Origin of the sequence: Exiguobacterium aurantiacum, assembly GCF_001766415.1 — a bacterium.
GTDB classification, from domain to species: Bacteria; Bacillota; Bacilli; order Exiguobacteriales; family Exiguobacteriaceae; genus Exiguobacterium; species Exiguobacterium aurantiacum_A.
In genome coordinates this window covers 1-13,911 of sequence record NZ_MKXO01000013.1, presented here as the reverse complement: position 1 = coordinate 13,911, position 13,911 = coordinate 1, and the positions used below count along the sequence as shown (strand labels likewise).

Here is a 13,911-nt window from a genome sequence, read left to right as displayed (position 1 = left end):
GGCCCTCGAACATAAAAAAAAGATGAACCAGATCGCTTTTTACGATTTGGTTCATCAACAACCTGAGAGCGTGGTCCTAGTGACCACGCTCTCTTATTTTTCTGCCATTTGGCGACGGACCTCAGCCTCGAGTTCCGGCTCAGGTGGCATCCACCCTTCAGGCTTCATGACTTTATTGTCTGACGCGCGCAGGATCGGCAATCCGTCCGGGCCGAGTTTCGCCATGTTGGCACGCTGGACGATTTCAAACAGCGGCACCGGGTCGAGCCCGAGCTCGACGAAACTCCCCATCACGAAATAGAGTGCGTCCGTGAGCGCGTCCCCTTGACCGACGAGCCGGTCGACGTCGTTCATCGGCGGCGCTTCTTGGAGCGATTTGTGCACGGCTTTCTCAAACCCTTGTTGGAACGTCGCGACGGCTTGCAAAAACTCGTCTTCCGTCCGGGCTGACTGGTGCAAAAATTCGACGACCGCTTCTTCTGCCGTCCAGACCGACCGTTTCACGGCCCGGTCAAGTTCGAGCGGGCTCGGCACGCTTGCTTCCGGGTGACCGAACGTTTCGTGAAACTGGCGTACTTCTTCATAAAAATAACGTTTACTCATTTGATCCGCTCCTATCAGTCGACCGAGACGAACGCGTCAAGATCGAACACGTCTGGTCGTACGATTGCAAAAATTTCATTGTCTTGCAGGAACATGCCGGTCGAACCGTAGACGCGAGGCGTCACCATTTGACCGTTCATCGTCCCTTCGCCTGGGTTGATCGTGTATAACACGAGTTCTTCCGAATCGAGGACGTAAATCCGTCCTTGCCGTTCGACAAGACCGACCCCACGGAACTTCTCAAACTTCTGTTGAATCGAGGCGCTCATCCCTTCCGTCGTGAGTGGCTTGCGTGATTCAATCGTCCACTCCGTCAACGGTTCGACGTCTTCTGTTTCTTCTGTTTGAAGTGCCTCATCTTCCGGAGAGACAGCATCCGTCTCGATCGTTTCTTCAGCCGATTGGGCCGGTTCATCCGTTGCTGGGTCGGCTTCCTCATCCGGTGTCGCTTCGGCTTCATCCGGCGTTTCCGCCTTCATAATCCGTTCTTGAACGTAGATGAGTTCGATATCTGGCGCTGCTGCCGTGCGGTTCATGATGATGAGCCGTTCCGTCTCTTGGTCGTACCCGAGCCCAAACAGCCGATCGGTCGAAACAAGCCCGCCGATTGCTTTTCGTTCGCGCTCCATCCAACGTCCTTCTTCTCGCTCGATTGTCACGATGACACCGGTCGATGTGACGGCATAAATTTTATCTTCTGCAATCATACGCATCCCGATAAAGTCACCGAGCGGGAACGATTGATTCTTGGTCTCGAGCTTGAGCGAAGCGTTCACTCGATTCGCGTTTCCGCTCACTTCAAAGAAGTCGTTGTCTTTCGTCAAGACCAAATAAGCCCCGATCGTGTCGCTATAGTAAACCTCGTCAATATTCTGTATTTGTTCGAGCGCATCGGTCGTATCGATGTCTTCTTCGTCTGGCGAGGCCTCGACCGGAGGCATCGACGTCGCTTGATGACTCGTTTGAATCTCAATCTTTTCAAATGTCGCAGCGATTTGGCTTTGAATGTCTTCGTCTGAAAAAACGAACACGTAACAAAGAATCACGCCGACCACGACCGCAAACAACGTCGTGTACAGTACGTAAGATCGTTTCATGGACGCTTAGTCCCCTTTATATTCAGTGTCGCCCTTTAGTGTAACAAAACCGCCTCAAAAAGAAAACGGCATCCCCAAAAAGAAAGGAACGTGTGACAATGTCACACATTCCTTAACTTATCCTACGACGATGTTAACGAGTTTACCTGGGACGACGATCACTTTACGGACCGTTTTTCCTTCAGTGAACTCTTGTACACGCTCGTTCGCGAGTGCCTCCGCCTCAAGTGCTTCTTTTGAAGCGTCGCGCGTCACGTGCATCTTCGCCCGAAGCTTACCGTTCACTTGGATGACGACCTCGATCGTATCGCTGACGAGTTTCGACTCGTCGAACGTCGGCCACGCCGCATACGTCAACTCTTCTGCCATCCCGAGACGCTCCCACAACTCTTCAGCCAAGTGTGGTGCGACCGGAGCGAGCATCTTGATGAAGTTGACCATCTCTTGCTTCGGTAACGTGTCTTGCTTGTACGCTTCGTTGATGAAGACCATGAGTTGCGAGATCGCTGTATTGAAGCGAAGTGCCTCATAATCTTCCGTCACTTTTTTCACAGTCTGATGGTACGTGCGCTCAAAGTCGGCCGTCGCAGCGACGTCTTCGAGTTTCGCTTGTTCGAACAAACGCCAGACACGGTCGAGGAAGCGACGTGCCCCGTCAAGACCGTTCGTCGACCACGCGATGGCCGCATCAAGCGGTCCCATGAACATCTCATAGAGACGAAGCGTGTCGGCACCGTGTGATTTGACGATATCGTCCGGGTTGACGACGTTGCCTTTTGATTTCGACATCTTCTCGTTGTTCTCACCGAGAATCATACCTTGGTTGTAGAGCTTTTGGAACGGCTCGTTCGTCGGGACGATCCCGATGTCGTAGAGCACTTTGTGCCAGAAACGCGCGTAGAGCAAGTGTAGGACCGCGTGCTCCGTCCCACCGACGTACAAGTCGACCGGGAGCCAGCGCTTCAACTTCTCAGGATCGGCGATCATGTCTTCGTTATGCGGATCGATGTAGCGGATGTAGTACCAGCAACTGCCGGCCCATTGCGGCATCGTGTTCGTCTCACGACGACCTTTCTCACCCGTCACCGGGTCTGTGTACGTCAACCACTCGTCTGCGTTCGCGAGTGGTGACTCGCCTGTGCCTGACGGCTTGATCTCATCGATGATCGGAAGTTCGAGCGGAAGCTCTTCGATCGATACCGTCTTGAGCGTCCCGTCTTCCATATGAACGATCGGGATCGGCTCGCCCCAATAGCGTTGACGGCTGAACAACCAGTCGCGGAGACGATACGTCGTCTTCGCCCGGCCCGTGCCGGCAAGTTCGAGTTCTTCGATGATCTTGGCGATGGCATCGATTTTATTGAGACCGTCGAGCGTTCCTGAGTTCACATGTTCGCCGTCTTCCGTGTAAGCCGCCTCATCCAAGTTACCGCCTTTGACGACTTCGCGGATTGGGAGGTCGAACGTTTTCGCGAACTCATAGTCCCGCTCATCGTGGCCCGGTACGGCCATGACCGCACCCGTACCGTACGTCGACAAGACATAGTCAGCGATCCAGATCGGAAGTTTTTCCCCGTTGACCGGGTTGACCGCGTATGCGCCCGTGAAGACACCCGTCTTCTCTTTGGCGAGATCGGTCCGTTCGAGGTCGGTCTTCTTCGAGACTTCTTCCGCGTACGCTTCGACCGCGTCGAGTTGTTCCGGCGTCGCGATTGCTTTGACGAACGGGTGCTCCGGCGCGAGTGTGACGTACGTCGCTCCGTAAAGTGTATCAGGGCGTGTCGTGAATACAGTCACGACTTTATCGTGCCCGTCGACTTTAAAGTCGACTTCGGCGCCGACCGATTTACCGATCCAGTTGCGTTGCATCTCTTTGACGCTCTCTGGCCAGTCGAGTGTTTCTAAATCATCAAGCAACCGCTCGGCGTAATGCGTGATGCGGAGCACCCACTGTTTCATCGGGACGCGGTAGACCGGATGGTTCCCACGTTCAGACAATCCGTCGATGACTTCCTCGTTAGCGAGTACCGTACCGAGGGCCGGACACCAGTTGACCGCCACTTCGTCGACGTAGGCGAGGCCACGCTCATAGAGCTGCGTGAAAATCCATTGCGTCCACTTGTAGTATTTCGGGTCGGTCGTGCTGATCTCACGGTCCCAGTCGTACGAGAAGCCGAGGTCTTTCAACTGACGGCGGAACGTCCCGATGTTACGCTCCGTGAACTCGCGCGGGTCGTTTCCTGTATCGAGGGCGTACTGTTCGGCCGGAAGACCGAACGCGTCCCAACCGATCGGGTGAAGGACGTTATAGCCTTGCATCCGTTTCATGCGGGCGATAATATCTGTCGCCGTATAACCTTCCGGGTGACCGACGTGAAGTCCGGCTCCTGACGGGTATGGGAACATGTCGAGGACGTAGAAACATTCCTTGTCCGGGTCTTCCGTCGTCCGGAATGAATCTTTCTCTTCCCAACGTTTTTGCCATTTCGGCTCGATGTCTTGATGTTTAAAATAGCTCAAATTTCTTCCTCCTCTGCATAATAAAAAGCCCTCCGCCCCGGTAAATGGGACGAAAGGCTTGAAAGCTCTCCGCGGTACCACCCATGTTGCATGTCTGCCACTTGAGACGCCGGTAACGAGGCGTAACTTCGGTTCACCTTACTTTTAGTTCAGGCAAACAGCTCCAAGGCGAGTTCTCGCGGTCCATATACCGGTTCACACCAACCACCGGCTCTCTAACATATCGACGCTACGATACTATTCCTTATCAACGCAATTTTCATCTCACTTCTTCATTTTAGCGCAAGATAAAAAACTACGTCAATGTGAACTTGCAATCACGTTTTAATTTGTTTGAGCGTCGAGATCGTTTTCACCGCGAAGAAAGCGATCAATCCGAATCCGACCTTGTTGACCAAGTCGGCGACGTTATAGATGAGCTCACGCACTAGTTGAACCTCTACCCCGGTCGCGAACAGCGTGACCGCGTAACCGATCGGGTAAATCGCCCAACCGATCAAGATGAACAGGCGCATGTTGAGCAGCGCTTTCCGAATCGGTGCCGGCGACGATTCCGCCGCTTTCGTGACACTTGTGAACAGCAAGTAGATGATATAGATCCATGCCAAACAACCGACTAGATAGCCCCACAACCCAAGTTGCGTGAAGCCGCCGTTCAAGTTGATCGATGATTCACCAAGATATCCCGAGACGATCATAATAATGTCGGCGACGATCAATTTCGTCAGCAGTCCCGACTTCATCTTCCCCTTTAAATTGAGAAGAAGCGGGAACTTCACGAGCAAGAGCGGTGTCGTCACGAGCCAATCGATATAACGAATCTCGGTTGGAAAACCTGTGATTTCAGACAACAGTCCCATATCCCCGACAGAGTCTTTCATGAAATAGTAATGGATGGCAGCGACAAACGTGACCAAGGCAGCGACCGTGGCGACAGAACGATATTCCGGGTCAAGGCTGTTTCGTTCCACTAGAAAATAGAGCGTCGCGGCGGCCATTCCGACAAACCCGACCCAAAACATGTATTGGGTCGCGAGCACGAGTAAATTGACTTCTTCGTTCATGGTGTACATCTCCTCATCGGCTAGAAACAGGAAACGACGGAACGACGGAACGATTATGTGAAAGGATCCTCTGACTATATTTTACATGAATTTTACATGAGATTGCAATACCTCATGCGAATTGGATACGCGGTTGATGTGACATCCGGATCAAGTTTGACGATTCAACGAACTAATTTTCATAAAGAAGAACAGCGCCGTGACAATGAGTAGAAGCAGCAATCCAAACACAGCGTTCATCCCGAGCAAATCGAACGTGAGTCCTGAGAGCGTCGGTCCAATCATCCGCCCGACCGACGCGGCGATGTTGACGAGACCTTGGAACTGTCCGGCTTTACCCGGAGGTGCAAGTTTTGCGGCAATCGTCGGGACGGCCGGCCAGATGAACATCTCACCGATCGTCATGACGATCATCGCGACCATGAACATCGTAAATCCTCCCGCGAACGGGACGATGATGAAAGCAGCGAGGAAGATGATGGCACCGACGACGAGTTGGCGCTTCAAATCGTCTTCAAAGTAGCGCAGCGCCCGGTTGAGAAGCGGTTGGGCGAACACGATCAACGCCCCGTTGACCGTCCACAGCAATGAATATTGGCTGATCGTCACACCGAGGTCTTTCGAATGGACGGCGATCGTTCCCTGCCACTGGACGTAGACGAACCAGAGTGCGGCATAACCGATGGCGACAAACCACATCGATTTCATCGTCGCGCCAGAGAGCGTCGTCGCCGCGGCCTCGAGCTGAGACTGAACGATTGGGCGACCCGGGTTTTTCAAGTAACGCAGGCCGAACAACAACACAACGACGAAAAGGACCGACAAGAAGAAGTTCGCATAGAAGATCCACTCGATATTGATACGCGCGATCTGACCGCTCATCGCCGTCCCGAGGGCGACACCGACGTTTTGGGCGACGTAGATCGCGTTGAACGAGCGTCGACCGCCTTCAGGCCAGATCAAACCGGCAAACGCGTACACGGTCGGAAAGACGAGCCCACCCGAGAACCCGATCAAACCGAGCCATGCCAAATACCCGAAGAACGTGGCATGAAACAATAGGAAGCCGAGCGAGCTCGCGAGCAACAGCCCGACCGAGATGATGAGCGTCCGCTTCCCGCCGATGCGGTCGAACAACGTCCCGCCGATATAGTTACCCGCGATCGCGAGCGCTGAGTTGACTAGCAGCGCAATACCTGCGAGCGTCATCGACTCGCCTAAATATCCATTAATATAGAGTGTGTTAAATGGCCATAAAAAAGACGCCGCCGTTGTGTTGAGCGCCATCGCAATGACTAGAATCCATACCGAAATCGGCATTTTATTGTTCATACCCGTTACTCCTTTCATTCCTTTAAACGATAAAAAATCCGGCACGACGGCCGAATCTGTGATGAGTCCTTCTCCAAGCTAACGGAACGCTACATAACTGTCAAGAAAAATTACTTATTATGAAGTAAAGCAAGTCCCGCCTTGTGATAGCATGAGCAAGGAAGGAGAGGATAGCATTGAATAACCCGTTTGGCCAAGCTAGATTTCACAAATTAAATGAAGCGTATCGTCGCGAATTCGGCGAGAAAGTGTTCAAAGTCCCACTCGATGGCGGCTTCACTTGTCCGAACCGCGACGGTCTCGTCTCAAAAGGCGGTTGCACGTTCTGTTCGGATGACGGCAGCGGCGATTTTGCCGGCAATGCCTGTGATCCGATCCCGGTCCAGTTCGCCGAAGGCACGGCCCGTCTGCATCGGAAATGGAAGCATGCGTTGTATATCGCCTACTTCCAAGCGTTCAGCAACACGTACGCACCCGTAGAGCGCTTGCGCGAACTGTTCGAACCGGCACTCGTAGAAGAAGGTGTCGTCGGTCTGTCGATCGCGACACGACCCGACTGTCTGCCAGACGACGTCGTCGACTATCTCGCTGAGTTGAACGAGCGGACGTCACTCACGGTCGAACTCGGCCTGCAGACGATCCATGATTCAACCGCGAAAAAGATCAACCGGGGCCACGACTATAAGACGTTCCTCGATGGTCTCGCGAAACTGCGGAGCCGGAACATTTCCGTCTGTGTCCATATCATCAATGGGCTTCCCGGTGAAACGCCAGACATGATGCTCGACACGGCCCGAGAAGTTGCTAAAATGGATATACAAGGAATCAAGATCCATTTGCTCCACGTCTTAAAACAGACACCGCTCGCCAGACAATACGAGTTAGGGCTGCTCGAACTCATGGACGAGACGACATACGTCTCGCTCGTCTGCGATCAGCTCGAGTACTTACCGCCTGAGATCGTGATTCATCGATTGACGGGCGACGGTCCACCCGACTTATTGATCGGACCGACGTGGAGCCGGCACAAAATGGCCGTCTTGAACGCCATCAACGCCGAGTTGGAACGTCGTGATTCCTTCCAAGGAAAAAAGAAGGATGAGATCTATGGGATTAATGAGAGTTTTACCGTTCGCGAAGCATCTATTAAGTGAACACGTTACAGACGGTGCCGTCGCCATCGATATGACGGCCGGCAACGGACACGATACATTGTTTCTAGCAGAACGAGTCGGCAGCGGCCACGTCTACGCGTTTGACGTCCAAGAGGCGGCAGTCAAGGCGACAACAGACCGCATCACCGCCGCCGATCTGCTTGATCGTGTCTCGGTCGTCCACGATAGCCACGACACGGTCAAGGCGGTCGTCGCGGATGAAACCCGTCCGATCACGGCGGCCGTCTTCAATCTCGGCTACTTGCCTGGGAGCGACAAGTCGATCACAACGACCGGCAACACGACGATCGACGCCCTCGAGCAATTGCTCGACGTGATGGCCGTCGGCGGTGTCATCGTCGTCGTCATCTACCACGGCCATGAGAGCGGGAAAGTCGAGCGAGACGAGGTGCTCACGTACGTCGAGTCACTCGATCAAAAACGAGCCGGCGTCCTCCGTTACGGCTTCGTCAACCAAATCAATCATCCGCCATTCATCGTGGCGATCGAAAAACGGGCATGAAAACAGGCGACTCACGCGAGTCGCCTGTTATTTATTCCCGAATCAATTCATAAAACGTTAACAGCGTCTCCGCGAACTTCGTGTTCAACCGTTCATAGCCAAAGTGCGGGAACCCTTCGAGCCGACGGATGTAGACTTGGTCACCGCCGATTTTGCGGCAGACGTTCAACGTCAGCTTCACGTCGGCGAAACGATCGTCCGGCGCGTAGAAGCAAGCGAGCGGTAAGCGAGGTAAATGTTTCTTCTCCTCTTGATGCTCGACGATCTCTTCTTCGATTTCGCGGTACTGCGCGTATGTGATCTCGCCGAAACGAGACGATTCTTCCCCGCCGCCGGTGAACGTCATCATACTGAGCGGCAAATCGGGGCGGAACCGGTCGACCGCACTGGCGACGACTTGCTTGAGCCCGCCGATTTGGCGGGACGAATGCCAATCAAAGAGCGGGGAGATGTATGTCAAACTCCCGAGCGGCACGTCGTACTCTTGCAGGAGGCGGTTCGTCAAGAGCGCCCCGAGACTGAAGGCGATGACGTGAATCGGTAGTTTGGACTGACTCGCTTCCCGTAGCGTGTTCTTGATCAGCTGTTTATGGTCTTCTGCCGTCAGTCCGACCGTCTGTCCGGTCACGACGAGCACCTCATAGTCGACACTGAGTCGCTGCAAAAATGCTTCGCTGAGCCGGGATGTGAACTGCAACGGGTAAACGATCACGATGACCCCTTTTCGTGATTCTTCTTCATATGTCATGCTGTCACCTCATTATTAGTATGTCTCATCAATTCTAACAAAAAACATCAGCCGCTGACTGATGTTTGAAAGAAAATCCGTCTGGAGTCTTAGCGTGGGTCGTAACGCAAATGGATGAGCTCCATCGGTTGATCGTACACTTCTTCTTGAATTCGGTTCAGTTCGGTGAACGCTTGGTGGTTTAAGAACGCGATCGCCTGCTCGTTCGAACTCTCGACGTACAGCTCGATCGGCTGCGCCTTCCGCTCTTGGAGATGTGTCAGCAGTTCTGCCCCAAGTCCTTGGCGATGGTGAGCCGGATGAAGATAGAGACGAAGCACTTCCCACGTATCACCGCGGTCGATCGCATGGTAAAACCCGATGACGTCTCCTTCGGCCTCACCGACGATGAACAACTGTTCTTTCGCTTCTTCACTCGAACCGATGGCCCGGACGATCTCTTCTTGTTGATAGGCGCGCTCCATCACCTTAGACCGAACGTCATCTGTCACACTGATGGTCGCAAGTGCGATATCTCGAATCGTGGCGGCATCTTCTGGTACGGCTTCCCGCATCTTCATAACAGCTTCCCCCTTTTGGCCAATCTAGTACTATCATTCCCCATCACGTAAAAAATATCCTGCCCTTCTATTACTTTTTCGTGTCGAAATAAAGCAGAACGTTATTTTCTATTTTAACTAGGGTATATGAGTACCAATGCCAACTTACAAAGGAGTGTTTAGACATGGAACCAACATTACAAAACGATCCGCACGCAGCTAACGCTAACAACCCGAATCGCCAATTCGACCAAACCAACTCGGGTGGTCCTAGAATCAACGTCGTGACCGGGATGCTTCTCGGTGCGCTCGTCGGCGGTCTGATCGCCCTACTTAGCTCGTCGAACCGTGAGACGACGAAACAGTCACTCACGAATGCGAAGTCGTCTGTCGGCGGTCTCGTCGACACGATCAAAGAAGATCCGGCCGGTAAAGCGTCTCAAGTCATCGAGCAAGTGAAATCGGCGTCAGGTATGATTCAAGAAGTGTCGACCGATGTGCAAAACGTCTATGAAAAAGTTGTCGGTGAAGTCGACACGGTCAAAGAAGACGTGAACAAAGTCGTCGAGACGGCCCAGGAAACAAAATCAGATTTGCAAGATATTGGTGAGAAAGTCGTCGAGGCGAAAGATACGGCACTCGGCAACGAGAACGCAACAAACGAAAATAAACCACAAGCATAATAAAAAAACGACCTTTCTCGCGAAAGGTCGTTTTTTTATGCTTATGCGAAACGTTTTGCGCCTTCTTCAAGCACTGCCGCTTTGTCCGTCTGCTCCCATGGGAGTTCAACGTCTGTGCGACCAAAGTGTCCGTAAGCTGCTGTCTGTCTGTAGATCGGGCGACGAAGGTCGAGCATCTTGATGATGCCGGCCGGACGAAGGTCGAAGTTCTCACGAATGAGTTCAACGAGTTCAGTCTCGCTCAATTTACCAGTGCCGAACGTGTCCACCGCGATTGAAACCGGGTGTGCGACACCGATCGCGTATGCAAGTTGAACTTCCGCTTTGTCAGCAAGTCCAGCTGCCACGAGGTTTTTCGCCACGTAGCGGGCCGCGTATGCTGCCGAACGGTCAACTTTGGTAGGATCTTTACCTGAGAACGCACCACCGCCGTGGCGAGCGTATCCACCGTATGTGTCGACGATGATTTTACGTCCTGTGAGACCTGCATCACCTTGTGGTCCACCGATGACGAAACGGCCAGTCGGGTTGATGAAGTATTTTGTCTCGGCGTCGATGAGTTCAGCCGGGATGACTGCTTCGATCACGTGTTCTTTAAGGTCCGCTTGGATCTGCTCGAGCGTGATGTCTTCTGCGTGTTGCGTCGAGATGACGATCGTATCGATACGGACCGGGTTGTTGTCTTGGTCGTATTCGACAGTTACTTGCGTCTTACCGTCTGGACGAAGGTAAGTGAGCGTTCCGTTTTTGCGGACTTCTGCCAAGCGACGTGACAATTTGTGAGCGAGTGAGATCGGGAGCGGCATGAGTTCAGGTGTCTCGTTCGTTGCATAACCGAACATGAGGCCTTGGTCACCGGCACCGATCGCATCGATTTCTTCGTCAGTCATTTGACCTTCACGAGCTTCGAGCGCTTGGTCGACACCGAGTGCGATGTCTGCCGACTGCTCGTCGATTGCTGTGAGTACAGCACAAGTCTCAGCGTCAAAACCATATTTGGCGCGCGTGTAGCCGATCTCACGAACAGTTTCACGTACAACTTTCGGGATATCCACGTAAGTCGATGTCGTGATTTCACCAGCTACGAGCACGAGACCTGTCGTGACAGACGTCTCAGCCGCAACGCGGGCGTTTGGATCTTCAGCCAAAATTGCATCCAAAATCGCATCTGAGATTTGGTCACAAATTTTATCCGGATGTCCTTCAGTGACGGACTCCGAAGTGAAAAGTCGACGGTTCAAGTTTGACATTTCGAAAAACCTCCTATTAATAAGGGTGATGTGTGGACGGTACTCGTTCCCCTTACGCGTTGCTTTGGGACGGTAATGAAAAAAACCTTTCGCCACGTTCAATGGGAAAGGTTGAATCGTTCTTCCTTACCCTCTTATCGTTCGAAGCTGTCGCTTCGCTTCAGGATAGCACCTTTTCCGAAAAAGACTACAGGATCGGACGGTTGCTGGGCTTCGTAGGGCCTTGTTCCCTCCACCGCTCAGAATAAGAGTATCCGTTACGAACACCATCATATAAATGCCATACCGTTCTGTCAAGCGTATCTGCTTAATTTGTAAATTTCTTCGTAATCACGGAAATCATTTATGTTTGTGAAATATCAAACATTTTTTTGACGGTTTCCGTTTTTTCACTCCCCGCTTATACAGAATATGTTAGAATGTCTTTGTAAGAAAGCGCTTACTTTAAAGGGTAAAGAAATGCTTGTTTTTGATTAGTGTGTCACATATAATAAAAAGTGTCATACTAATTAATCGCGGAAGTATGCGGATTTCATCCACATCTATTTAGGGGAAAGGTGGGATTCAGGATGGCGACTACGCTCCTGAAAATCGAAGAATTAATTAAGGGTGCCGATGTATTACGGAACTTAACGGTTCCAGAACTGGTGGAAGAAGCCATTCGTAACGGTGAAGGCGTACTGACGAAAGACGGGGCTTTATCGGTCAGTACAGGGAAATTCACAGGGCGGTCACCGAAAGACAAATTCGTCGTCCAAGATGAAGTCAGCAACTCGTTAGTGGACTGGGGTCCGATCAATCAGCCGATCGCAGAAGACAAGTTCACCGCTCTTCTCGACAAAGTCCTCACTCATCTCGAGACGAAACAGAAGCTGTATTATCTCGAAGCTTCGGCTGGAGCTGACGAGCACTACACGCTACCTGTACGCGCCATCACCGAGTACGCGTGGCACAGCTTGTTCGCGAAGCAGTTGTTCTTGCGAGAGTGGCCGACGAGAGCTGCGTTTGACCCGTTCACGGTCATTTATGCACCGAGCTACAAGGCCGACCCAACAGTTGACGGGACGAACTCAGAAACGTTTATCCTCGTCTCGTTCGCCAAACGTACCATTCTGATCGGGGGAACAGAATACGGCGGCGAAATTAAAAAATCGATTTTCTCGGTCATGAACTTCCTATTACCTGAACAGCACGTCTTGTCGATGCATTGCTCGGCCAACGTCTCGGACGCCGGGGAGACGGCGCTCTTCTTCGGACTATCGGGCACGGGCAAGACGACGCTCTCGGCCGATACGGAACGTCATCTCATCGGTGACGATGAGCACGGTTGGTCACCAGACGGCATCTTCAACATCGAAGGCGGTTGCTACGCCAAGACGATCAACTTGTCGCGTGAGAACGAGCCTCAAATTTATGACGCTATCCGTTTCGGATCGTTGATCGAAAACGTCATCTTAAACGAAGACCGCTCACCCGACTACAAAAACATCTCGCTCACCGAGAATACGCGAGCAGCTTATCCGATTCAATACATCGATAACGCGATGCTCCCTTCACGGGCCGGTCACCCGAACACGATCGTCTTCTTGACGGCCGATGCTTACGGGGTGCTCCCGCCGATCAGCAAGTTGACGAAAGAGCAGGCGATGTATCACTTCCTATCTGGCTACACATCAAAACTAGCCGGGACGGAGCGCGGCGTGACCGAGCCACAAGCAACGTTCTCGACTTGCTTCGGCTCACCGTTCTTGCCGCTCGCCCCGGAACGATACGCCGACATGCTCGGCAAGTTGATCGAACAGCATAACGTCGACGTCTACCTCGTCAACACGGGTTGGACCGGCGGGGCTTACGGTGAAGGGTCGCGTATGAAGCTCAGCTACACACGGGCCATGGTGAACGCCGCGATCAACGGCCAATTACGTGACGTCGACACTGTGAAGCACGACATCTTCAACGTCGACATCCCGGTCCATATCGATGGCGTCCCACAAGACGTGCTCAACCCACGTGACACTTGGAAAGATACGGCTCATTACGATGTCGAAGCGCGAGCGCTCGCCTTGAAGTTCCAACAAAACTTTAAACGATTCACGAAAGCGAGTGAGAAGGTCATCGCGGCCGGCCCAATCGTCTTCTAAATCAAAATGAGGCTGGGACATAACTAGCCGGTTTTAAAGCTTTTCAATAAAAAGAGGGGTCCGGTCACCGATTTTCGGTGGCCGGACCCCTTCTTTGCACTTCTCCCGAGGCCCATGGCGATGAACTTCCGTAAGTTCACCGCCATGAGGGCGAAGCCGAGCTCCCGTTTCACGCGTTGTTTTCCCCTGACGGAGAAGCGAGTGAAACCTAAATTGGCCTTCAGATATCCAAAAACTGGTTCCACGTCCGTCTTGCG

Annotated in this window: 13 protein-coding genes, 1 riboswitch and 1 other annotated feature; of the genes, 4 read left to right on the top strand and 9 right to left on the bottom strand. The window is 52.6% G+C overall.

Features of this window, described 5'->3' with window-relative positions; genetic code table 11:
* Window positions 1-93: 93 nt before the first annotated feature.
* From BJU60_RS14025 to BJU60_RS14005, 5 genes are all read right to left on the bottom strand, one after another.
* Window positions 94-603, bottom strand: a complete 510-nt coding sequence (locus tag BJU60_RS14025) for a hypothetical protein (RefSeq protein WP_070329412.1) — start codon at window positions 601-603, stop codon at window positions 94-96.
* Window positions 604-617: 14 nt separating this feature from the next.
* On the bottom strand, window positions 618-1,700 hold the full coding sequence (locus tag BJU60_RS14020) for a hypothetical protein (RefSeq protein ID WP_070329411.1): 1,083 nt from the start codon (window positions 1,698-1,700) through the stop codon (window positions 618-620).
* A gap of 117 nt (window positions 1,701-1,817) precedes the next feature.
* Window positions 1,818-4,220 (bottom strand): leucine--tRNA ligase, encoded by a 2,403-nt coding sequence (gene leuS / locus BJU60_RS14015; RefSeq protein WP_070329410.1) that lies wholly within the window; start codon window positions 4,218-4,220, stop codon window positions 1,818-1,820.
* Between the two features lie 42 nt (window positions 4,221-4,262).
* Window positions 4,263-4,480, bottom strand: a binding site (T-box leader).
* A gap of 57 nt (window positions 4,481-4,537) precedes the next feature.
* Window positions 4,538-5,284, bottom strand: a complete 747-nt coding sequence (locus BJU60_RS14010) for a bacteriorhodopsin-like (RefSeq protein ID WP_070329409.1) — start codon at window positions 5,282-5,284, stop codon at window positions 4,538-4,540.
* A gap of 150 nt (window positions 5,285-5,434) precedes the next feature.
* Window positions 5,435-6,616, bottom strand: a complete 1,182-nt coding sequence (locus BJU60_RS14005; RefSeq protein WP_070329408.1) for an MDR family MFS transporter — start codon at window positions 6,614-6,616, stop codon at window positions 5,435-5,437.
* A gap of 176 nt (window positions 6,617-6,792) precedes the next feature.
* Here BJU60_RS14005 and BJU60_RS14000 point away from each other — a divergent pair, with 176 nt between their 5' ends.
* Together BJU60_RS14000 and BJU60_RS13995 are read left to right on the top strand one after the other, a co-directional pair.
* Entirely contained in the window at window positions 6,793-7,770 is a 978-nt protein-coding gene (locus BJU60_RS14000) for a TIGR01212 family radical SAM protein (RefSeq protein ID WP_131455989.1), read from the top strand.
* Window positions 7,724-8,293 (top strand): class I SAM-dependent methyltransferase, encoded by a 570-nt coding sequence (locus BJU60_RS13995; protein ID WP_070329406.1) that lies wholly within the window; start codon window positions 7,724-7,726, stop codon window positions 8,291-8,293. Before BJU60_RS14000 ends, BJU60_RS13995 begins: the two co-directional genes overlap by 47 nt.
* A gap of 31 nt (window positions 8,294-8,324) precedes the next feature.
* Here BJU60_RS13995 and BJU60_RS13990 read toward each other — a convergent pair whose 3' ends face one another.
* Both BJU60_RS13990 and BJU60_RS13985 read right to left on the bottom strand, forming a co-directional pair.
* Complete coding sequence (locus BJU60_RS13990) at window positions 8,325-9,041, bottom strand: alpha/beta hydrolase (protein WP_070329405.1); 717 nt, start codon at window positions 9,039-9,041, stop codon at window positions 8,325-8,327.
* Window positions 9,042-9,130: 89 nt separating this feature from the next.
* Window positions 9,131-9,601, bottom strand: a complete 471-nt coding sequence (locus BJU60_RS13985) for a GNAT family N-acetyltransferase (protein ID WP_070329404.1) — start codon at window positions 9,599-9,601, stop codon at window positions 9,131-9,133.
* Between the two features lie 164 nt (window positions 9,602-9,765).
* On the opposite strand from BJU60_RS13985, the gene BJU60_RS13980 reads away from it, so the two are divergent.
* Window positions 9,766-10,263 (top strand): YtxH domain-containing protein, encoded by a 498-nt coding sequence (locus BJU60_RS13980; protein WP_070329403.1) that lies wholly within the window; start codon window positions 9,766-9,768, stop codon window positions 10,261-10,263.
* A 41-nt stretch (window positions 10,264-10,304) separates the two neighbouring features.
* On the opposite strand, the gene metK is transcribed toward BJU60_RS13980, so the two are convergent.
* Window positions 10,305-11,513, bottom strand: a complete 1,209-nt coding sequence (gene metK / locus BJU60_RS13975; protein ID WP_070329402.1) for a methionine adenosyltransferase — start codon at window positions 11,511-11,513, stop codon at window positions 10,305-10,307.
* Window positions 11,514-11,644: 131 nt separating this feature from the next.
* A riboswitch (SAM riboswitch) is annotated at window positions 11,645-11,764 on the bottom strand.
* Between the two features lie 318 nt (window positions 11,765-12,082).
* Between metK and pckA the strand changes: the two genes are divergently transcribed.
* Window positions 12,083-13,654, top strand: coding sequence for a phosphoenolpyruvate carboxykinase (ATP) (gene pckA / locus BJU60_RS13970; protein WP_070329401.1), 1,572 nt, complete (start codon window positions 12,083-12,085; stop codon window positions 13,652-13,654).
* A 23-nt stretch (window positions 13,655-13,677) separates the two neighbouring features.
* Here pckA and BJU60_RS15395 read toward each other — a convergent pair.
* The coding region (locus tag BJU60_RS15395; protein WP_254281708.1) for a transposase at window positions 13,678-13,911 on the bottom strand (234 nt) is incomplete at its 5' end.